General features: G+C 66.7%; 16 protein-coding genes and 1 riboswitch. Of the genes, 5 read left to right on the top strand and 11 right to left on the bottom strand.

Going from position 1 to position 20,135, the window contains the following annotated elements:
• Positions 1 to 27: 27 nt before the first annotated feature.
• Positions 28 to 1,398: a M24 family metallopeptidase gene (locus RSE14_RS12350; RefSeq protein ID WP_324074102.1), complete on the top strand. Its 1,371-nt coding sequence runs from the start codon at positions 28 to 30 to the stop codon at positions 1,396 to 1,398.
• Here the strand turns inward: RSE14_RS12350 and RSE14_RS12345 are convergent.
• Positions 1,395 to 2,342 carry an SMP-30/gluconolactonase/LRE family protein gene (locus RSE14_RS12345; protein ID WP_324074100.1) on the bottom strand — a complete coding sequence of 316 codons (948 nt, stop codon included), beginning with the start codon at positions 2,340 to 2,342 and terminating at the stop codon, positions 1,395 to 1,397. The genes RSE14_RS12350 and RSE14_RS12345 overlap by 4 nt on opposite strands.
• A gap of 156 nt (positions 2,343 to 2,498) precedes the next feature.
• On the opposite strand from RSE14_RS12345, the gene RSE14_RS12340 reads away from it, so the two are divergent.
• From RSE14_RS12340 to RSE14_RS12330, 3 genes are all read left to right on the top strand, one after another.
• Entirely contained in the window at positions 2,499 to 3,992 is a 1,494-nt protein-coding gene (locus tag RSE14_RS12340; RefSeq protein WP_324074098.1) for a CoA-acylating methylmalonate-semialdehyde dehydrogenase, read from the top strand.
• A gap of 133 nt (positions 3,993 to 4,125) precedes the next feature.
• Entirely contained in the window at positions 4,126 to 4,944 is an 819-nt protein-coding gene (locus RSE14_RS12335) for an NTP transferase domain-containing protein (protein ID WP_324074095.1), read from the top strand.
• A gap of 16 nt (positions 4,945 to 4,960) precedes the next feature.
• Positions 4,961 to 6,280: a lipopolysaccharide biosynthesis protein gene (locus RSE14_RS12330; protein ID WP_324074093.1), complete on the top strand. Its 1,320-nt coding sequence runs from the start codon at positions 4,961 to 4,963 to the stop codon at positions 6,278 to 6,280.
• Here the strand turns inward: RSE14_RS12330 and gcvPB are convergent.
• From gcvPB to gcvT, 5 genes are read right to left on the bottom strand one after another with little or no spacing between them, the layout of a single operon-like run.
• Entirely contained in the window at positions 6,277 to 7,833 is a 1,557-nt protein-coding gene (gene gcvPB, locus RSE14_RS12325; protein WP_324074091.1) for an aminomethyl-transferring glycine dehydrogenase subunit GcvPB, read from the bottom strand. The genes RSE14_RS12330 and gcvPB overlap by 4 nt on opposite strands.
• The gene (gene gcvPA / locus RSE14_RS12320; protein WP_324074090.1) at positions 7,830 to 9,206 is read right to left on the bottom strand and encodes an aminomethyl-transferring glycine dehydrogenase subunit GcvPA; all 1,377 of its coding nucleotides are present in this window, start codon (positions 9,204 to 9,206) and stop codon (positions 7,830 to 7,832) included. The genes gcvPB and gcvPA overlap by 4 nt, the downstream gene beginning before the upstream one ends.
• A gap of 35 nt (positions 9,207 to 9,241) precedes the next feature.
• Positions 9,242 to 10,036, bottom strand: coding sequence for a hypothetical protein (locus tag RSE14_RS12315; RefSeq protein ID WP_324074088.1), 795 nt, complete (start codon positions 10,034 to 10,036; stop codon positions 9,242 to 9,244).
• A complete protein-coding gene (gene gcvH, locus RSE14_RS12310; RefSeq protein WP_324074086.1) occupies positions 10,033 to 10,401 on the bottom strand; it encodes a glycine cleavage system protein GcvH in 369 nt (122 codons plus the stop codon). The genes RSE14_RS12315 and gcvH overlap by 4 nt, the downstream gene beginning before the upstream one ends.
• 3 nt (positions 10,402 to 10,404) lie before the next feature.
• Positions 10,405 to 11,535 carry a glycine cleavage system aminomethyltransferase GcvT gene (gene gcvT, locus RSE14_RS12305; protein WP_324074084.1) on the bottom strand — a complete coding sequence of 377 codons (1,131 nt, stop codon included), beginning with the start codon at positions 11,533 to 11,535 and terminating at the stop codon, positions 10,405 to 10,407.
• Positions 11,536 to 11,710: 175 nt separating this feature from the next.
• Positions 11,711 to 11,815, bottom strand: a riboswitch (glycine riboswitch).
• A gap of 140 nt (positions 11,816 to 11,955) precedes the next feature.
• On the opposite strand from gcvT, the gene RSE14_RS12300 reads away from it, so the two are divergent.
• Positions 11,956 to 13,155 (top strand): cation:proton antiporter, encoded by a 1,200-nt coding sequence (locus RSE14_RS12300; RefSeq protein WP_324074082.1) that lies wholly within the window; start codon positions 11,956 to 11,958, stop codon positions 13,153 to 13,155.
• On the opposite strand, the gene RSE14_RS12295 is transcribed toward RSE14_RS12300, so the two are convergent.
• The 5 genes from RSE14_RS12295 to RSE14_RS12275 all read right to left on the bottom strand — a co-directional run bounded on the left by RSE14_RS12295 (position 13,152) and on the right by RSE14_RS12275 (position 20,077).
• A complete protein-coding gene (locus RSE14_RS12295; protein ID WP_324074080.1) occupies positions 13,152 to 14,333 on the bottom strand; it encodes a serine hydrolase domain-containing protein in 1,182 nt (393 codons plus the stop codon). The genes RSE14_RS12300 and RSE14_RS12295 overlap by 4 nt on opposite strands.
• A 31-nt stretch (positions 14,334 to 14,364) precedes the next feature.
• Complete coding sequence (gene metH / locus RSE14_RS12290) at positions 14,365 to 17,040, bottom strand: methionine synthase (RefSeq protein ID WP_416379350.1); 2,676 nt, start codon at positions 17,038 to 17,040, stop codon at positions 14,365 to 14,367.
• A 90-nt stretch (positions 17,041 to 17,130) separates the two neighbouring features.
• Complete coding sequence (locus RSE14_RS12285; RefSeq protein ID WP_324074078.1) at positions 17,131 to 18,174, bottom strand: homocysteine S-methyltransferase family protein; 1,044 nt, start codon at positions 18,172 to 18,174, stop codon at positions 17,131 to 17,133.
• A complete protein-coding gene (metF, locus tag RSE14_RS12280; RefSeq protein WP_324074076.1) occupies positions 18,171 to 19,100 on the bottom strand; it encodes a methylenetetrahydrofolate reductase [NAD(P)H] in 930 nt (309 codons plus the stop codon). The genes RSE14_RS12285 and metF overlap by 4 nt, the downstream gene beginning before the upstream one ends.
• Entirely contained in the window at positions 19,097 to 20,077 is a 981-nt protein-coding gene (locus tag RSE14_RS12275; protein ID WP_324074074.1) for an ArsR/SmtB family transcription factor, read from the bottom strand. The genes metF and RSE14_RS12275 overlap by 4 nt, the downstream gene beginning before the upstream one ends.
• Between the last annotated feature and the right edge of the window lie 58 nt (positions 20,078 to 20,135).

Below are 20,135 nucleotides of genomic sequence, written 5' to 3'. Positions count from 1 at the left end.
CCCTGAGACTTTCGCGGGGGCACGGCAATGGATTGGCGAGGACAGATCATCGCAGGCGCAGCGGCCCTGGTCGCCGCGGCAAGCCCGCTCGCGGCCAAACCTGCCGCAGCCCCCCTTGCGCTGAGCGAGACCGAGGTCGCCTCCCCGGCTATCCCTGCGATCCTCACCCCGCGCGAGCGCGCCGCGGTCGAAAACCGCATCCTGGCCGAGCGGCTCGATACCATCATCCCGGCCATCATGCGCGCCGAGGGCGTGGACCTGTGGCTGCTGGTCGCGCGCGAATATTTCGAGGAGCCGGTGGTCGCCACCATGCTCGATGCCGAGAACATGCATGCGCGGCGGCGGACGATCCTGATCTTCTTCGATCCGGGCAATGGCAAGCCCATCGAGCGGCTCACGGTCAGCCGCTACGGCCTTGGCGGCCTGTTCGCGCCCGCGTGGAACCCCGCCGATCAGCCCGACCAATGGGCCGCGGTCGCGCAGATCATTGCCGCGCGCGATCCGAAACGCATCGCGATCAATTCCTCCGACCTCTATCAATTCGCCGACGGCATGACGCTGAGCCAGTACGAGCGCTTCATGGCCGCCCTGCCCGCCCCGCTGCAATCGCGCGTGGTAACGGGCGAGGGGTTGGCGATCCGCTGGCTCGAAACCCGCACCCCGGCCGAAATGGCGCTTTATCCCAGCGTGGTGCGCATCGCCCATGCGGTGATCGGCGAGGCGTTTTCGCGGAAGGTCATCACGCCCGGCGTCACCACGGCAGAACAGGTGCAGTGGTGGTATCGCGACCGACTGATGCAGCTGGGCCTCGATCCGTGGTTCCACCCTTCCGTGGCGATCCAGCGGCAGGGGCGTAGCGGCATGATCGAGGGCGAGGAAGTGATCCAGCCGGGCGATCTGCTGTGGACCGATTTCGGCATCACCTATCTGCGGCTCAACACCGATACCCAGCACCTTGCCTATGTGCTGAAGCCGGGCGAGACCGAAGCGCCAGCAGGCCTCAGGGCTGGCCTGGCAAACTCGAACCGCGTGCAGGATTTCCTCACCCGCGCCTTCAAGGTCGGGCGGTCAGGGAACGAAGCTCTGGCCATCGCCCGCGCCGATGCGATTGCGGCGGGGCTCGATCCGTCGATCTATTCGCACCCGATCGGCTATCACGGCCACGGCGCGGGGCCTGCAATCGGTTTCTGGGACAATCAGAACGCCGATCCGCGCGGTGGCGGCCCGATCCGGGCGAACACCGCCTGGTCAATCGAGCTCACCTCCTATGCCACGGTGCCCGAATGGGGCGGCCAGAAGGTCGACTTCCGCACCGAGGAGGACGCCTTCTTCGACGGCAAGACCGTGCGCTATATCGACGGGCGGCAGACCGAGATCACGCTGATCCCTTCGGATTAGCGCCGGCTCGACGATCCGGTTCCCCGCGCGCGGGTCTTCAACCGGTACACGTCGGTCATCGCGGTGATGTAGAGATCGGACAGCTCCGGTCCGCCCCATGCAAGGTTGGTGGCGCGGTTTGGGGTGGCGAGCCGCTCCAGCACAAGCCCGCGCGCCGGATCGACAACGCAGATGCCGCCGGGGCAGGTGACATAGACCAGCCCCTCGCGGTCGACCCGCACGCCGTCAACCCGGCCAGGCTTGCTGTCGTCGGTCACGTCCACCACCAGCCGCTTGCCCGAGGCGGTGCCTTCCGCCGCAAGGTCATAGGCCCAGACCGTTTGCGTCGCGGTGTCGCCGACATAGAGCACCTTTTCGTCGGGCGAGAGCGCGAGGCCGTTGGGGCGGGAATGCGCATCGTCGATCAGCACCATGCGTCCGCTCGCCTCATGAAGCGCGAAGACGCCCGAGAAGGCCAGCTCGGCCGCGCGCAGGCCGAGGCCGTAGGGCGGGTCGGTGAACAGGATCAGCCCGTCACTGCGCACCACGACGTCATTGGGGCTGTTGAGGTGCTTGCCCTCATAGGCCTCCACAATCACCTGCCGCCCGGCCTCGCTTGTCCAGCGGGTGAGCGCACCGCTGCCATGCTCGGCATTAAGCAGGCGGCCGGCGCGATCAAAGGTGTGGCCGTTGGCGTTCATGCTGGGCGCATAGAGCAGCTTGGCGCCGGGCTCCCCCGGAGTGTGGGCATGGACCGCATCGCCCGGAATGTCGCTGAAGATCAGCCGCCCGCCGTCCCACGCAGGCCCCTCGGTGAAGGTGTAGCCGGTTGCGACCAGTTCGAGGCTCTCGGCTATGATGCGCGGCTCGGCGACCACGAGAGTCCCGGTCGCGCTCGCCTCGCTGCCGTCCTGTGCGGGTGCGGCGCTCGCCAGCAAGGCTGCTGCCGCAATGCCAATTCCCATCCATGGCCTGCCCATTTCACGCCCCTTCGCTCGTTTCGCCCTGCCGCGACAGTGCCCCGCCGCGTAGCGGGATGCCAGCACTTTTGAGGGGAGCCGCACCCCTTGCATGGAGGCCACGCGGGGGGCATTGGGGACACCAGACAGGAGACCCCCGAAATGCGTCAGATCGACCACTTCATCGTCGGCGATACGCCCCCCGCCACCCGCAAGCACGCCATCTGGAACCCCTCGACCGGCGAAGTGCAGGCCGAAGTCGCGCTGGGTGATGCGGCGCTGCTCGCGCGTGCGGTGGATACCGCCAAGCGCGTCCAGCCCGCCTGGGCCGCCACCAACCCGCAGCGCCGCGCGCGGGTGATGTTCGCCTTCAAGGAACTGGTCGAGGCGAACATGCAGTCGCTGGCCGAAATGCTCTCTTCCGAGCACGGCAAGACCGTGCCGGACGCCAAGGGCGATGTGCAGCGCGGGCTGGAAGTGATCGAATATGCCTGCGGCCTGCCGCAGATCATGAAGGGCGAATATACCCATGGCGCAGGCCCGGGGATCGACGTCTATTCGGTGCGCCAGCCATTGGGCATCGGCGCTGGCATCACCCCGTTCAACTTCCCGGCGATGATCCCGATGTGGATGTTCGGCATGGCCTGCGCTGCGGGCAATGCCTTTATCCTCAAGCCTTCGGAACGCGATCCTTCCGTGCCGGTGCGGCTCGCCGAGCTCTTCCTTGAAGCGGGTGCGCCCGAAGGCCTGCTGCAAGTCGTCCACGGCGACAAGGAAATGGTCGATGCGATCATCGATCACCCCGATATCGCCGCGATCAGCTTCGTCGGCTCCTCCGACATCGCGCAGTACATCTACGCGCGCGGCTCGGCCAACAACAAGCGCGTGCAGGCCTTTGGCGGCGCGAAGAACCACGGGATCGTGCTGCCCGATGCCGATCTCGATCAGGTCGTCACCGACTTGACCGGCGCGGCCTTCGGCTCGGCGGGCGAGCGCTGCATGGCGCTGCCCGTGGTGGTGCCGGTGGGCGAGGAAACCGCTGAACGCCTCAAGGAAAAGCTCTTGAAGTCGATCGCGGGCCTGCGGATCGGTGTCTCCAACGATCCCGACGCGGATTACGGCCCCGTCGTCACGCCCGAGCACAAGGCGCGGATCGAACAGTGGATCACCACCGCCGAGCAGGAAGGCGCGGAGATCGTCGTCGACGGGCGCGGCTTCTCGCTTCAGGGCCACGAGAACGGCTTCTTCGTCGGCCCGACCCTGATCGATCACGTCACCCCGCAGATGAAGTCCTATCAGGAGGAAATCTTCGGCCCCGTGCTCCAGATCGTGCGCGCCAAGGATTTCGAGGAAGCCGTGCGCCTGCCCAGCGAACACCAGTATGGCAATGGCGTCGCCATCTTCACCCGCAACGGCCACGCCGCACGCGAATTCGCCGCGCGGGTCAATGTCGGGATGGTCGGCATCAACGTGCCGATCCCGGTGCCGGTCGCCTACCATAGCTTCGGCGGGTGGAAGCGTTCGGGCTTCGGCGACATCGACCAATACGGCACCGAGGGCCTCCGGTTCTGGACCAAGAACAAGAAGATCACCCAGCGCTGGCCCGATGGCTCGCAGGACGGGTCGAACGCCTTCGTCATCCCGACGATGGGGTGATCGAGCAACGGGCGGGGTAAGCCCGTAAGGGGCGGGCCGAGGCGCGCGCCCATCGGCCTGCCGCGTTTGTTGCACAAGGCTCACCATCCGCGCTTGGCATTTGCGCGGCAATCCGGCTAAGCGTCGCCGCGCTATGGCAACAGATATCAAGGCGACCGCACTGGTGATGGCGGGCAAGCGTTCGGGCGTGCTCGATCCGCTGGCAGAGCGCGCGGGCGTGTCCCAGAAGGCGGTGGTGCCGGTCAACGGCGTGCCGATGATCGAGCGGGTGGTGGCGCAGGTCGCCGCCTGTCCGCATGTCGGCGAAATCCGCGTCGTCGCGCATGACGAGGGCGAGATTGCGGGCCTGCCTGCCGTCGCCGCGCTGATCGCTGAAGGCCGCCTCACCATGATCGAGGGCCGCTTCAACATCGTCGATTCCGTCTTCGCCGGGGCCGAGGGTGCGGACTTCCCGCTGCTGATCACCACGGCGGATAACTGCCTGCTCACCCCCGAAGGCTATTCCGAATTCATCGCCAAGTGCCTTGCCGAGGACGCGGGCGGCGCAGCTGCGCTGGCGCGGCGCGAGGATGTGCAGGCAGCCGATCCCATCGGCCAGAAGCGCTTCTACGAATTCCGCGACGGTGGCTATTCCAACTGCAACACCTACTGGCTCGGCAGCGCGAGCGCGCTCAAAGCCGCCGAGATCATGCGCGAGGGCGGGCAGTTCATCAAATACCCGCGCCGCATCATCAAGGCCTTCGGGCTGATCAACCTTATCCGCTTCCGCATGGGCTGGGGCTCGAAGGAAAAGCTGTTCGCGCAGATCTCGCGCCGCTTCGGCTTCAAGCTGGTGCCGGTGGTGCTGTCTGACGGGCACTTCGCCATCGACGTCGACAACGAGCGCACCTTCAACGTGACCGAGAAGATCCTCAAGTCACGCGAAGGCGACCGCACGGGGGCTGCGGCCTGACACGGCCTGCTGCGCGATGAAACGCCTGTTCTCCAACATGGGCTGGCTGCTCGGCGGGCGCGGCTTCAATGCGGTATTGAGCCTCGTCTATCTGGCGCTCGCCACCCGCGCGCTGGGGACGGTGGGCTTCGGCCATTTCGCGCTGATCGTGGCGCTGGGGCAGGCGATCACCGGCCTTGCCAATTTCCAGACCTGGCAATTCATCGTGCGCTGGGGCGCGAATGGCGACGGCGGCTCGGTCGATCCCGACAAGGCGCGCGAGGCGACCGGCTTTGCCATCGCGCTCGACATGGTCTCGGTGGTGCTGGGCCTCGCACTGGCGGGAGCGGTGATCATCAGCGCGCCCTACTGGCTGGAGGTGCCGCGCGAGATGCTGTGGCTGACCTTCGGCTATTGCGCGATCAGCCTTGCGGCGATCCGCACCACGCCCACGGGCATCCTGCGCCTGCATTTCCAGTATGCCCGCGCCGCCGGGGCCGAGGCGGTGCAGCCGCTGATCCGCGCCATCGGCTCGGTCATCGCCTTCTTCGTCATGCCCACAGTGACCGGCTTCATCATCGCCTATGCCGCCGCTGAAATCGCGGTGGCGATTGCCTTGTGGCTGGTGGCGGTGCGGGTGCAGCCGGTGAGCTGGAGCGCGGTCAGCCTCAAGGCCCTGCCCTCGCACACCAAGGATGCCTGGCGCTTCGTCGTCTCGACCAATCTTTCGGGCAGCCTTTCGATTGCAGGCAAGCAGGTGATGATCCTGATGGTCGGCACCTTTGGCGGTGCGGCGCTGGCGGGCGGTTTCCGTGTCGCGAGCCAGCTGGGGCAGGCGCTCGTCAGCCTCGCGCAGACTGTCAGCAAGGCGATCCTTCCCGAGCTGGTCCACAGCCGCAAGAACGCGCTCGAAATCGCACGGCGCATGGCCAATATCGCGGCGGTGGGCGGGGTGATCGCGGTGGTGACCGCGCTGGTGTTCGGCCGGATGGGCCTGCAACTGATCGCGGGCGAAGGCTTCGGCGTGTTCTACTGGGCGATGGTGATCCTCGCCATCGCAGGCGCGGTGGAACTGGTCGGGGCGAGCCTTGAATCCCTGCTCGTCTCCTCGGGCAAGGCCCATGTCGCCTTCATCGTGCGCGCTGTGCCGACGGTGCTGGCGCTGCTGCTGCTCGACACCGCAATCGACTGGAACGGCGCCAAGGGCGCGGCCTTTGCGCTGCTGGGATCAAGCAGCCTCGCGGTGATCGGCTTCTACGTCGCGATCCTCAACCTCGGCCAGATCCGGCTGGTGATGGATCCGGAAGAGGATGCGGGCGAGGGGGACAAGAAGCCCGCCTCGCCCTCCGGTTCCTAGCCCTCGAAAGCCAGTTTCGGCTTCCTCGCTGCTGCCGTCTCGTCCAGTCGGCGGCGGGGCGCATAGTAGGGCGCCTGCTTCAGCGCCTCGTCGCCTGCCAGCGCCCGCTCCGCCACCGCGCGGAAGGCGGTGATGAACTGGTCGATCGCCGCCTTGCTCTCGGTCTCGGTCGGCTCGACCAGCATCGCGCCGTGGACCACCAGCGGGAAATAGACCGTCATCGGGTGATAGCCCTCGTCGATCAGGCCCTTGGCAACATCGAGGGTCGAGAGGCCATTGGTGAAGTCCTTGTCGCCGAACAGCGCCTCGTGCATGCACGGGCCGCTGGCGCCGAAGGGCGCGTGGAGGATGTCCTCCATGCTGCGCAGGATGTAATTGGCGTTGAGCACCGCATCCTCGGCCACCTGCTTCAGGCCATCGGCCCCGTGGCTGAGCATGTAGGTAAGCGCGCGGGTGAACATCCCCATCTGCCCGTGGAAGGCGGTCATCCGGCCGAAGCTCGGCCCGCGCTCCTCGCGGTTTTCTTCCTCGACGAGGTAGAAGGTCCCGGCATCATCCTTGCGCACGAAGGGCAGCGGGGCGAAGGGCGCGAGGGCCTCCGACAGAACCACCGGCCCTGAACCCGGACCACCGCCGCCATGCGGGGTGGAGAAGGTCTTGTGCAGGTTGATGTGCATCGCATCGACGCCGAGATCGCCCGGGCGCACCTTGCCGACGATTGCGTTGAAATTGGCCCCGTCGCAATAGACATAGCCGCCGATGGCGTGGACCGCGTCCGCGATTTCGCGGAAGTCCTTCTCGAACAGGCCGCAGGTGTTGGGATTGGTGATCATCACCGCCGCCACATCGGGGCCGAGACGGGCCTTCAGCGCCGCCACATCGACACGGCCTTCCGGCGTCGCGGGGATATCCTCGACGCGGTAGTTGGCAAAGGCCGCCGTGGCGGGGTTGGTGCCGTGGGCGCTTTCCGGCACCAGCACGACTTCGCGCGCGTCACCGCGGGCCTCGTGTGCGGCGCGGATCGCGAGGATCCCGCACAGCTCGCCATGTGCGCCGGCCTTGGGGCTCATGGCGACCGCCGGCATCCCGGTCAGCGTGCACAGCCAGCCGCCCAGCTGGTGGATCACCTCCAGCGCGCCCTGCACCGCGTTCTGCGGGGCGAGCGGGTGGATGTCGGCGAAGCCGGGCAGGCGGGCCATCTTCTCGTTGAGGCGCGGGTTGTGCTTCATGGTGCACGAGCCGAGCGGGAAGAAGCCGAGATCGATGCCGTAATTCTGGCGCGACAGGCGGGTGTAGTGGCGCACGGTCTCAGGCTCGGTCAGACCGACAAGACCGATCGCTTCCGAACGCCCAAGCCCGCCGAGGCGCGTGGGCGCGGCCGGATCGACCGGCGGCAGATCGACACCGGTCACATCCGGACGACCGATTTCGAACAGCAGCGGCTCTTCGAGCATCAGCGCGCGGTTGCCGGTGGTGGTGGCGGGGCCGCCGAGAAAGCCGCTCTCTGCGACCTGCATTTCGGGCTTCCAGCCGGACTTGTTGGGGGCGTTCATTGGGCGCTCTCCTTGATGCTGGCCTCAAGCTCGAAGGCGAGGCGCTCGATATCGTCTTCAGTGGTGGTCTCGGTCACGGCGACGAGCAGCGCGTGCTCCAGCGCCTCGACACCCGGGTAAAGCCGCCCGAGCGATACGCCGCCGAGCACGCCGCGGTCCGCCAGATCGCGCACGATCTCGCGCGCGGGCTTGCCGCCGAGCATCACGGTGAACTCGTTGAAGAAGGCGGTGTTGAGCACCTCCACGCCCGGCACCTTGGCGAGGCGATCGGCAGCAAGGCAGGCGAGGCGGTGGTTCTCTGCGGCGAGTTCGCGCAGGCCCCGCTCGCCGAGCAGGGTCATGTGCACGGTGAAGGCCAGCGCGCACAGGCCGGAATTGGTGCAGATGTTGCTGGTCGCCTTCTCGCGGCGGATGTGCTGCTCGCGGGTCGAGAGCGTCAGCACGAAGCCGCGCTTGCCCTCGGCGTCGGTCGTCTCGCCGCACAGACGGCCCGGCATCTGGCGCACGTGCTTGGGATCGCGCACGGCAAACAGGCCCAAGTAAGGCCCGCCGAATTGCAGGCCCACGCCCAGCGACTGGCCCTCGCCCACCACGATATCCGCGCCCATTTCGCCAGGGCTCTTGATCGCGCCCAGGGCCACCGGCTCGGTGTTGACCACCACCAGCAGCGCGCCCTTGGCGTGGGCGGCTTCGGCCACGGGGCCAAGATCGCTGATGCGGCCGAGGATGTCGGGATACTGCACCACGACGCAGGCGGTCTCCTCGTCGATGCGGGCGATAAGGCCGTCGAGATCAGGCTCGGGCGTGATCGCGGGCATCGCGTCGGCGATGGTGTCACCGGTGAAGTGCGCCATGGTCTTCACGACCTGCGCGTAGTGCGGGTGCAGCGCGCCCGAGAGCACCGCACGCTTGCGGCGGGTCACACGGGTCGCCATTGCCACGGCTTCCCAACACGCGGTCGAGCCGTCGTAGAGCGAGGCATTGGCCACCGCGCAGCCATAGAGGCGGGCGACCTGCGTCTGGAACTCGAACAGCATCTGCAGCGTGCCCTGCGCGATTTCCGGCTGGTAGGGCGTGTAGGCAGTCAGGAACTCGCCGCGCTGGATGATGGTGTCGACGCTCGCCGGAACGTGGTGGCGATAGGCGCCCGCGCCGAGGAAGAAGGGCGCATCCCCCGCCGCCAGGTTCTTCGCCGCCAGCGCCTTCATGTGGCGTTCGACCGCCATTTCGCTGGCGTGCATCGGCAGGCCGCGGATCGGGCCGTCGAGGCGGGCGACTTCGGGCACATCGACGAACAGATCGTCGATGTTCGCAGCGCCGATTTTCGCCAGCATCGCCTGCCGGTCGGTGTCGGTGAGAGGAAGGTAGCGCATGGGAGGGAGGTTTCCGTGGCTGGTGGGTTGGAGGGTCAGGCGCTCAATTGCGCAAGGTCGGCAAGGGTTCCGGCAAAGCGCGCGGGGCCCGTGTGGGTGGTACGCATCCAGGGGGCGAGCCAGATGCGGAAGCCCGCCGCGCGCACGCGGTGGCAGAAGGCATAGTCATCGGACAGCAGATGCCCGCTCTCGGGGTCGATCATGGCCGTGAACAGCGCGGTGATGCGCTCGGCCACGAGCCCGCTGTCGCGGTCAAGCTGATCGGGCACGTAGGCCAGCTCGGGATGGCGCTGTACCAGCGTCTCGATCACATCGCGCCGGATCATCATCAGGCCGGTGCCGGCGCGGGTGAGTTCGATCGGCTCGCCCAGCGGGAACTGGCCCGCAGGGTCCGCAAGGTCGAGCGCAAAGACGCCCGAATAGCGCTCCAGCATCGCCGGGTTCTGATCGCCCAGCCCCTTGGCCGCCGCCGAGGCGACAAGGCCCCAGTTGGTGCGCCGCTTGGGGCACGGCGCGCCCAGCACGGCCAGGCGATCATCCGCCACCATCCGCGCCGCGCAATCGATCAGCTCTTCCGGCACAAAGCCGATATCGCCGTCGATGAACACGAGGTGCGTCGCATCCGATTGCAGGAAGGCCGCCGCCAGCGCATTCCTCGCCCGGTCGATCACGGCATTGCTGCTGAGCCAGGCGAAGGCGCAGGCATAGCCCGCCCGCTCCGCCGCGCCCGCCAGCCCGATCACACTGCGCAAGTAATCCGCCTGCGCCCCGTCATAAAGCGGGGTCGCAACCATCAGGCGCACAGGAACGGGCGGCGGGGCAGAGGTCATAGGCTGTCGATGAAGGCCTTGTAGGCGGGCTCGTCCATCAGCCCTTCGAGCTGACCAGCATCGGCGATGGTCATCTTGAAGAACCAGCCCTCGCCTTCGGGCGCGGTGTTGACCAGCGCGGGGTCTTCTTCGAGCGCGCCGTTGGTTTCGGTCACTTCGCCGTCGATCGGCGCATAGACGTCCGACGCGGCCTTGACGCTCTCGACCACGGCCGCGTCCTTGCCCTTGGCAACTGCGGTGCCGACGGCGGGCAGTTCCACGAACACGATGTCGCCCAGCTGGCCCTGCGCGTAATCGGTGATGCCGACCGTGGCGATATCGCCGTCAACGTCGATCCATTCATGTTCGTCAGTGAAATAGCGCATGGGTCAGCTCCCTCTGAAATAGCGGTGGGGGACAAAAGGCGTGGATGAAACGGTGGCGGCGAGGCGCTTGCCCCGCACCTCGACTTCGAGCGCGGTGCCATTGGCGGCATATTCGCTCGCGACGTAAGCCATGGCGATGGGCGCGCCGAGCGTGGGCGAGAAGCCGCCGCTGGTGACGGTGCCGATCTTCTGATCGCCGGCGAAGACTTCCGCGCCTTCGCGGGCAGGCAGGCGGCCTTCGAGGCACAAGCCAACCCACTTGCGGGCCGTGCCTTCAGCGATCTCGCGGTTGATCCGCTCCGCACCGGGGAAGCCCCCTTCGGTGCGGCGGCGCTTGTTGATGCCAAACAGAAGACCGGCCTCGATCGGCGAAGTCTCAGGGCTGAGGTCGTGGCCGTAAAGCGGCAGGCCTGCCTCCAGCCGCAGCGAATCCCGCGCACCAAGGCCGATGGGCTTCACTTCCGGTTCGCCGCAGAGCAGATCGGCGATCTCGGCAGCAGCGGCGGCGGGGAGCGAGATTTCGAACCCGTCCTCGCCGGTATAGCCCGCGCGCGCGATGGTGACATCATGGCCCGCCAGCTTGAAGGGCGAAAACTTCATGAAGGTCAGCGCCTCAACCCCCGGCACATGGCGCGCGAGCGCGTCCACCGCCTTGGGGCCTTGCAGCGCGATGAGCGCCTGTTCGTCGAGGTGATTGAGCGTGATATCGTCGGGCAGAGCCTCGCGCAGCGTGCCGATATCGTCCCACTTGGTCGCGCCGTTGACGACGAGATATAGCGCCTCGGGCCAGCGCGAGACCATCAGGTCGTCAAGCACCCCGCCCTCCTCGTCCAGCAGCAGCGAATAGCGTTGCTGGCCGACCTTGAGCGTCGAAAGGTCAATCGGCAGAACGGCTTCGACCGCCGCGTCAAGGTCGGGGCCGGACAGCAGCAGCTGGCCCATGTGGCTGACGTCGAACAGCCCGGCACTCTCGCGCGTCCAGTTGTGCTCGGCAACGATGCCTTCGTACTGGATCGGCATTTCATAGCCCGCAAACGGCACCATCCGGGCGCCGCGGGCGCGGTGCCAGGCGTCGAGCGGCAGGGCTTCGAGCGCGATGTCTTCCAGCTGGTCGTCGGTATCGTGGTCAGTCACTTGGTCAGTCCCCGGCAGAATACGGCAGTCCGACGATGCGCGCGCGCACCGCCACGATCCTGCCCCCTCTGTCGGGTGACCTGAGAGACTGAACCCGCCGCACCCCCACGTGGCGAACGGGCCTTACCCCTTCGGTGGCTGCGGACAGGCGCCCGCAGCGCTTTCCAGAGTGTCATGCAGCCGAGCGGTCCGGTGGCCTGAGAGTTTCCGGGGCGGTTGCTCCTTCGGCGCCTTTGCTTGCCCCAAAAGGGCTCGCATCGGGCTCTCCCGCTCGCCTGCCCGCACGAGAATCGCTTCCCGGGCGGAAGACGTGCCCGCCCTGCCCATATTGCTGCAGCGCGTCAATCAGGCGGACACCGGTTTGCCGTGTGAAAAACGCATTTGCGTGAGGGTCTGCGGCTCAATAGACACGCCCTCGGGATGAATCTGACCGAAATCTATCTGATCGCGCTGACGATCATCTTCGCCGTGCCGTGGCTGGTGTGGCGCGTGCTGCGCACCGATTACTGGGCGCCGCTCGTCGTCGTGCAGATCGTCGGCGGGATCCTGCTGGGGCCTGGCGTGCTGGGCGCGGCCTTCCCCGATTACTATGCCTTCGTGTTCAAACCCGATGTCATCATCGCGCTGAACGGCGTCGCGTGGTGGGCGGTGATGCTGTTCGTCTTCGTCGCCGGGATCGAGCTCGATCTGAGCCAGGCGTGGAAGCATCGCGGCGAGACGGGCGTGACCGCCGGCCTCGCGCTCGGGGTGCCGCTCCTCGCGGGCAGTCTCGCGGCGGCGCTGATCCTGCAATATCCCGGCTGGCGCGGACCGGAGGGGGCCTATTGGCAGGCGCTGCTCGGCATCGGCATGGCCTGCGCGGTCACCGCGCTGCCTATCCTCGTGCTGCTGATGGAGAAGCTCGGCATCCTGCGCGAGCCGCTCGGCCAGCGCATCCTGCGCTATGCCAGCCTGGATGATATCGCGATCTGGGGCGTGCTGGCGCTCATCCTGCTCGATTGGGAGCGGATCGGGCGGCAGGCGGTATTCCTCGTCGGCTTTACGCTGGCGGCCTGGGCGGTGCGCTGGCTGATGAAGCGCCTTGACGAGAATGACCGCTGGGCGGTGGGCCTGATCTGGCTGGCCGTGTGCGGCCTTGCTGGCGACTGGTCGGGGCTGCACTTCATGGTCGGCGCGTTTCTGGCGGGCGTGGTGCTCGACGCGAAGTGGTTCGGCCACGAGGCAATGGACCGCTTCCGCAATGTCGTGCTGCTGACGATCATGCCGGTGTTCTTCCTCTCCACGGGCCTTCGCACCCAGTGGGAAGGCGGCGGGCTGATCGTGTTCGGCGCGGCGGCGCTGCTGCTGGTGGCGGCGGTGGGCGGCAAGCTGCTGGGCGTGCATATCGCAGGCAAGCTGCTTGGCTGGAGCCGCACCGAGGCGAGCCTGATCGGCTGGCTGCTGCAAACCAAGGCGCTGATCATGATCATCTTCGCCAACATCCTGCTCGACAAGCAGGTGATCACGCCGACGACCTTCACCGCGCTGTTGCTGATGGCGGTGGGCAGCACGATGCTGACCAAGCCTTTCGCCACGCCGCTGATCGCCAAGCTGGGCGAACGGGTGAAGGCGGAGGCTTAGGGTTTCCCCACCATCTCCAGCGCCCGCGCCATCAGTTCTTTCTCGCGCGGGGTGAAGTTGCCGGTGTCCTCGCCGCCTGCCGGGGGCGGAGCCTCGGTGGTGACATAGACGAAGCCGAGCGAGGTCTGCACGTCGAACCACAGGCCGGAGAGCAGCCCATAGGCCTCGCCCGGGTGGCCCACCCACGGCCCGCCGCGGCCGAACAGCGTGTCGTCGCACGCGCCCTCGCCCATCTCGATCGCCTGCACCGCGAGGCCATAGTGGCAGAACAGTTCCGACGCGCCGGTCGCGCCTTCGAAGGCGGAAAAGGCGAGGCGGTCGAAGGTCTTTTCGCTCAGCAGCCCGGAATCCGGCCCGAGGAGCAGCGCCTGACCGATCTTCGCGAGATCCACCATCCCGATCCGCACGCCGCCCTGAGGCGAGAAGATCGAAGCATTGGTGCCCGGCACATAGGCATCGAGATTGCACGCCTGCCCCTCGGCCAGGGGAATCGTGCAGGCGGGCGGGAGCCGGTCCGGCCCGTCCGCCGCAACCTCGCCGGTGTGGCGGTAGAGCGTGACGACGCGCGCCTCCAGCTCGGGGCCGCAGCCGATCCAGTTGAGGCAGGCCTTCACGCCAAGCGGCTTGAAGATCAGCCGCTCCACCAGCCGGTCATAGCGTTCGCCGCTCGCCGCCTCGAGCACGGTGGCCACAAGGGGCGACCCGAGGTTGGCATATTCGAAGGCCGCCTCGCCCGGCTTTGCCACGTCGCGCCATGATGCGGGATCGGCGAGCTTGGCCTCAAGACTCTCGCCCAAGGGGATGGAATAGCCGCCCTTGTCGCTCAATCCAGCGCGGTGCGACAGCAGGTGCGCCAGCGTCACCGGCGCGTCGGGGTGAAAGGGCGAGCGCAGTTTCCACCCGAGATAGTCCGAAACATCGCGGTCGAGATCGAGTTTGCCCTCGTCCACCAGCTTCAGCGCGGCAAGGCCCATGACGAGCTTGGAGATCGACGCGATCCGCACCGGATCATTGGCCTCGAGTTTGCGCCCGGTTTCCTTGTTCGCCAGCCCCTCGACGATCAGCGGGCGAATGGTCTCGCGATCAAAGCCCACCACCACTGTGGCAGGCGGCGGGGCGGCGAGGGCAGCGGCGGGGAAAGCGAAAGCTGCGAGAGCGGCGAGAAGCGAGCGGATCATGGCCCCCATCATCGCCGCTATCCCCGCAGCGTCAATCGAGATTCGGACGCAGCCAGCGCTCCGCCGTCGCCAGATCGACATCGCGGCGCGCCGCATAGTCTTCCAGCTGGTCGCGGCCCACGCGGGCAACGCCGAAATACTCGGCCTGGGGGTGGCCGAAATAGAAGCCGCTCACCGCCGCCGTCGGCCACATGGCGAAGCTTTCGGTGAGGGTCAGGCCGGTGTTCTTCGGCGCATCGAGCAGATCGAACAGGATCGGCTTCAGCGAGTGATCGGGGCAGGCGGGGTAGCCCGGCGCGGGGCGGATGCCGCGATATTGCTCGCGGATCAGCGCGGCGTTGTCGAGCTGCTCGCCCGCCGCGTAGCCCCACAAGGTGGTGCGCACATGCTGGTGCAGGGCTTCGGCAAAGGCCTCGGCAAAGCGGTCAGCGAGCGCCTTCAGCAGAATGTCCGAATAGTCGTCCTTGTCGGCAAGGAAGCGCGCCGAATGCGGCTCGATCCCGTGGATGCCGACGGCAAAGCCGCCGATCCAGTCGCCCGCCGGATCAATAAAATCGGCAAGGCACATATTGGCGCGATCACGCGATTTCTTCACCTGCTGGCGCAGCATGGGCAGGCGTACCGGTGCCCCACCACCGTTCGTGTCGAGCGCAGTCGAGACACCTGCGCCAAGCCTCTCGACTTCGCTCGAGGCGAACGGGGCAAGGACGATATCATCCCCGTCGCGCCCGCAAGGCCACAGGCCGGCAACGCCGCGCGCGGTCAGCCACTTTTCGGCAATCAGCTGATCGAGCATCGCATTGGCATCGGCAAACAATTGCGTCGCGGTTTCGCCCACCACCTCGTCGGTGAGGATCGCCGGGTAATTGCCGTGCAGCTCCCAGGCGCGGAAGAAGGGGGTCCAGTCGATAAAGCTGCGCAGGTGCTCAAGGCTCCAGTCGTCAAACACATGGAGACCCGGCTGCGCAGGTGCGGCGGGCTTGTCCGCAAGGTCGATCTGGAAGGCATTGGCGCGCGCATCGGCGAGGCTGAGCAGCTCGCTCTGCCCCTTGCCCGCGCGCGCATCGCGCACAGCCACATATTCGCCCGCCACATCCGCGACGTAATCATCGCGCTGGGTGTCGGAGAGCAGCTTCGACGCCACACCCACCGCGCGGCTCGCATCGAGCACATGGATCACCGGGCCATCATAGGCCGGATCAATCTTCAGCGCGGTGTGCACCTTGCTGGTGGTCGCCCCGCCGATCAGCAGCGGCATGGTCATGCCGGCGCGCTGCATTTCCTCGGCCACCGTCACCATCTCGTCCAGTGAGGGGGTGATCAGGCCCGATAGGCCGATCATGTCGGCCTTGTTGTCATTCGCGGAGGCAAGGATCGTCGGCCAGGGCACCATCACGCCGAGGTCGATCACCTCGTAGCCGTTGCACTGGAGCACCACGCCGACGATGTTCTTGCCGATGTCGTGCACATCGCCCTTCACCGTCGCCATGATGATCTTGCCTTTGGCCTTGCGTTCCGCCTCGGGCAGCAAGTCCTTCTCGGCCTCGATGAAGGGGATGAGGTGGGCGACCGCCTTTTTCATCACGCGGGCGGACTTCACCACCTGCGGGAGGAACATCTTGCCCGAACCGAACAGGTCGCCGACCACGTTCATGCCGTCCATCAGCGGGCCTTCGATCACTTCGATCGGACGATTGGCCTGCTGGCGCGCTTCCTCGGTATCCTCGACGATGTGCGCGTCGATGCCCTTGACCAGCGCGTGTTCGAGCCGCTTGGTCACCGGCCAGCCGCGCCATTCCTCGGCTTCCTTTTCAGCCTTCGCGTCCTTGCCCTTGAAGCTTTCGGCCAGCGTGATGAGGCGCTCGGTCGCGTCCGCATCGCGGTTGAGGATCACATCCTCGCAGGCATCGCGCAGCGCGGGGTCGATCTGGTCATAGACGTCGAGCTGGCCGGCATTGACGATCGCCATGTCGAGCCCGGCGGGGATCGCGTGGTAGAGGAACACCGAATGCATCGCGCGGCGCACGGGTTCGTTGCCGCGGAAGCTGAAGGAGAGGTTCGACAGCCCGCCCGAGTAATGGGCGTGCGGGCAGAGTTCGCGCAGCTCGCGCACTGCCTCGATGAAGTCGACGCCGTAGTTGTTGTGCTCCTCGATCCCGGTCGCGACCGCGAAGATGTTGGGATCGAAGATGATGTCTTCGGGCGGGAAGCCCTCCTTGACGAGCAGGTCATAGGCGCGCTTGCAGATTTCCACCTTGCGCTGTTTCGTGTCCGCCTGCCCGGTCTCGTCAAAGGCCATGACGACCACCGCCGCGCCGTAATCCATGCAGATGCGCGCATGATGCAGGAAGGCTTCCTCGCCCTCCTTCATGCTGATGGAGTTCACGATCGGCTTGCCCGAGACGCACTTGAGGCCCGCCTCGATCACTTCGAATTTCGAGCTGTCGATCATCACCGGCACGCGGGCAATGTCCGGCTCGGCGGCGATCAGCTTCAGGAAGGTCGTCATCGCGTGGACTGCATCGAGCAGGCCCTCGTCCATGTTGACGTCGATCACCTGCGCGCCGTTTTCGACCTGCTGGCGCGCCACGTCCACCGCAGCGGTGTAATCGCCCGCCATGATGAGCTTCTTGAACGCCGCCGATCCGGTGACATTGGTGCGCTCGCCGATATTGATGAAACGCGCGGAGGAGGGGGTCTGGGTCATTTCACTATGTCCGTTCGCCTCGAGCGAAGTCGAGAGGCTGGTGCGTGCGTGTCTCGACTGCGCTCGACACGAACGGGGAATGGGCCTGTTCTAGGCGGCGATAAACGCCTCAAGCCCGGCGAGCTTCATCGCCGGTTCGGGGTGCGGCACCACGCGCGGCTCGCTGCTTGCCACCGCCTTGGCAATCGCGGCGATGTGCGCGGGCGAGGAGCCGCAGCAGCCGCCGAGGATGTTGACCTGTCCGTGATCGGCCCAGTCCTTGACCAGCCCTGCGGTGGTGTCCGGCAGCTCGTCATATTCGCCCAGTTCATTGGGAAGGCCCGCGTTGGGATAGATCAGCAGCAGCGTGTCCGCGATCTGCGAGAGCACCTTCACATGCGGGCGCAATTGCTCCGCACCGAAGCTGCAATTGAGGCCGATGGTGACCGGCTTGGCGTGGCGCACCGCGTACCAGAAGGCCTCAACCGTATGGCCCGACAGGTTGCGGCCCGAAAGATCGGTGAGGGTCATCGAGATCATCAGCGGAATCTCGCGGCCCAACTCGCGCTCCAGCTGCTTGGCCGCCATGATGCCCGCCTTGGCGTTCAGGGTGTCGAACACGGTTTCGATCAGGATGAAGTCCACCCCGCCCTCGATCAGCGCGGCGGCCTGTTCCTTGTAGACCGCGACGAGTTCATCGAAGGTGATCTCGCGGTAGCCCGGGTCTTCGACATCGGGGCTGAGCGACAGCGTCTTGTTGGTCGGCCCGATCGCGCCGGCGACAAAGCGCGGGCGGCCATCCTTCGCCGCATATTCATCCGCCAGCGCGCGGGCGATCTTGCCCGACGCGAGGTTGATATCGCGCACCAGACCTTCGGCGGCGTAATCGGCCTGCGAAATGCGGTTGGCCGAGAAGGTGTTGGTGGAGACCACGTCCGATCCCGCATCGAGATAGGCGCGGGTGATGTCCCCGATCACATCCGGGCGGGTGAGCGCGAGGATGTCGTTATTGCCCTTCTGGTCAGCCGGCAGGCCGAGGTCGCCGGCATAGTCTTCCTCGGTCAGCTTCCGCAGCTGGATCTGCGTCCCGAAGGCACCGTCGAAGATCAGCACGCGGTCCTTGGCGGCGGCGAGCAGGTGTTCACGCGCACTCATGCGACATCTCCGACAGGGCGCTTCCCGAGCAGATGGCAGATCGCATAGGCGAGCTCGGGGCGATTGAGGGTGTAGAAGTGGAAGTCGCGCACTCCGCCCGCATAGAGGCGGCGGCACAGTTCGGCGGCGACCGTCGCGGCGACCAGCTGGCGCGCGGCGGGCTGTTCGTCGAGGCCTTCGAACAGCCCGTCCATCCACGCCGGGATCGCGGCCCCGCAGGCGCTCGCGAACTTCCTCGCCTGCGCCACGTTGGTGACCGGCAGGATACCCGGCAGGATCGGCGCGTCTATCCCCGCCGCCGCGCACTTGTCACGGAAGGCGAAGAAGGTTTCGGCCGAGAAGAAGAACTGGCTGATCGCGCGGGTGGCCCCGGCATCGAGCTTGCGCTTGAGATTGTCGATATCCGCCGCAGCGCTGGCCGCATCGGGGTGGGTTTCGGGATAGGCAGCGACCGAGATTTCGAAGTCGGCAATCTCTTTCAGCCCCGCGACCAGTTCGGCGGCGCTGGCATAGCCTTCAGGATGCGGGGTGAAGGGCGCGCCGGGCTCGCCCGCATCGCCGCGCAGGGCGACGATATGGCGCACGCCCGCTTCCCAATATTGTTCGGCCACCTCGCGGATTTCGGCCTTGGATGCGGCCACGCAGGTGAGGTGCGCGGCGGCCGGAAGCCCCGCTTCGGCGATGATCCGCGCCACCGTCGCATGGGTGCGCTCGCGGGTCGATCCGCCTGCGCCATAGGTCACCGAGACAAAGCTCGGCCCCAGGGGCTTCAGCTGCGTCACCGCGTCCCACAGCTGGGCTTCCATCTTCTCGCTCTTGGGCGGGAAGAATTCGAAACTCACCGCAACATCGCCCGGCAGGCCCGAGAACAGGGGCGTGTCGGTGGCGGTGCGATATTCGTGGAGTTGATCAAGCGTCGGGGTCATGGGGTCGTTTCCAGAGCAGCAGTCTTGGGGGATGCGGCAGCGCGGCGCTTGGCGGTCCAGATCTTCACCACGATCTCGCCGCCGTCGAGGGCTGTGGGGGGATTGGCGGCAAAGCCGGCGGCCTTGAGCAGATCGGCCATCTGGCGATCGGTGAAGCCCAATCGCGCGTGCTGGTGGCGGGTGCGCAGTTCCTCGTGATCGTGGCTCGCGAAATCGACAATCGCGATGCGCCCGCCCGCGCGCGTCACCCGCGCCGCTTCGGCCAGCGCCACGCCCGGATCCTGCGCGAAGTGCAGCACCTGATGCAGCACCACGGTGTCGAAACTGGCGTCAGGGAAGGGCAGATCGGCGAAATCGCCCTGCACCAGCTCGATCCGCGCGGCGGGCAGGTGCTGGAGCTTGGCCCGCGCCACCCGCAGCATTTCAAGATTGCGATCAAGCGCCACGACCCGCTCGGCCTTTTCGGCAAACAGTTCCGCCATGCGGCCCGTGCCGGTGCCGATATCGAGCAGGTGGCCAAGCGGCGCGGCGGCCAGCGCTTGCGCAAGGTACCGCTCGACTTCGGCATCGGGGCTGTGGAGCGCGCGCAATTCGTCCCACTCGCCGGCATGACGGGCGAAGTAATGCTCCGCCGCGCTTTCGCGTGCCTGCCGGATCGCGGCGAGCTTGCGCCGGTCAGCCTCGCACAGGGCGGCGAAAGCGGGCTCTTCGGCCTCGGCGGTGACGAGCAGGTGCTGGATCGCCTCGACCACGGCCCCGCGTGCCTCGCTCTGGCGCAGGAACACCCAGCTGCCCTCGCGCCGACGCTCCGCCAGCCCCGCATCGCACAGGATGCCGACATGGCGCGAAACCCGGGGCTGGCTCTGGCCGAGCACCTGCGCCAGCTCGCCCACGGCCAGCTCCATCGTGCCCAGCAGCCGCGCAATGCGCAGGCGGGTGGGATCGGCAAGCGCCTTGAAGATGTCCTCGATCAGCATGGTGAGCAGAACATATAAAGATATTTTTATATCTGTAAATCGTCTGTCTGAGGACGAG

Origin of the sequence: Erythrobacter sp., from assembly GCF_035194505.1 — a bacterium.
Taxonomy (GTDB): domain Bacteria; phylum Pseudomonadota; class Alphaproteobacteria; order Sphingomonadales; family Sphingomonadaceae; genus Erythrobacter.
Note: the sequence above shows the minus strand (reverse complement) of the source record. Positions and strands in the feature narration are given on the sequence as shown.

What these genes read in the sequence shown, in the direction of transcription:
- RSE14_RS12300 (WP_324074082.1), top strand. Translation starts at nt 11,956, where the DNA reads ATGAATCTGACCGAAATCTATCTGATCGCGCTGACGATCATCTTCGCC.
- metF (WP_324074076.1), bottom strand. Translation starts at nt 19,100, where the DNA reads ATGACCCCGACGCTTGATCAACTCCACGAATATCGCACCGCCACCGAC.
- RSE14_RS12275 (WP_324074074.1), bottom strand. Translation starts at nt 20,077, where the DNA reads ATGCTGATCGAGGACATCTTCAAGGCGCTTGCCGATCCCACCCGCCTG.
- RSE14_RS12335 (WP_324074095.1), top strand. Translation starts at nt 4,126, where the DNA reads ATGGCAACAGATATCAAGGCGACCGCACTGGTGATGGCGGGCAAGCGT.
- RSE14_RS12340 (WP_324074098.1), top strand. Translation starts at nt 2,499, where the DNA reads ATGCGTCAGATCGACCACTTCATCGTCGGCGATACGCCCCCCGCCACC.
- RSE14_RS12285 (WP_324074078.1), bottom strand. Translation starts at nt 18,174, where the DNA reads ATGAGTGCGCGTGAACACCTGCTCGCCGCCGCCAAGGACCGCGTGCTG.
- gcvPB (WP_324074091.1), bottom strand. Translation starts at nt 7,833, where the DNA reads ATGAACGCCCCCAACAAGTCCGGCTGGAAGCCCGAAATGCAGGTCGCA.
- RSE14_RS12295 (WP_324074080.1), bottom strand. Translation starts at nt 14,333, where the DNA reads ATGATCCGCTCGCTTCTCGCCGCTCTCGCAGCTTTCGCTTTCCCCGCC.
- gcvH (WP_324074086.1), bottom strand. Translation starts at nt 10,401, where the DNA reads ATGCGCTATTTCACTGACGAACATGAATGGATCGACGTTGACGGCGAT.
- RSE14_RS12350 (WP_324074102.1), top strand. Translation starts at nt 28, where the DNA reads ATGGATTGGCGAGGACAGATCATCGCAGGCGCAGCGGCCCTGGTCGCC.
- gcvPA (WP_324074090.1), bottom strand. Translation starts at nt 9,206, where the DNA reads ATGCGCTACCTTCCTCTCACCGACACCGACCGGCAGGCGATGCTGGCG.
- RSE14_RS12315 (WP_324074088.1), bottom strand. Translation starts at nt 10,036, where the DNA reads ATGACCTCTGCCCCGCCGCCCGTTCCTGTGCGCCTGATGGTTGCGACC.
- RSE14_RS12345 (WP_324074100.1), bottom strand. Translation starts at nt 2,342, where the DNA reads ATGGGAATTGGCATTGCGGCAGCAGCCTTGCTGGCGAGCGCCGCACCC.
- metH (WP_416379350.1), bottom strand. Translation starts at nt 17,040, where the DNA reads ATGACCCAGACCCCCTCCTCCGCGCGTTTCATCAATATCGGCGAGCGC.
- RSE14_RS12330 (WP_324074093.1), top strand. Translation starts at nt 4,961, where the DNA reads ATGAAACGCCTGTTCTCCAACATGGGCTGGCTGCTCGGCGGGCGCGGC.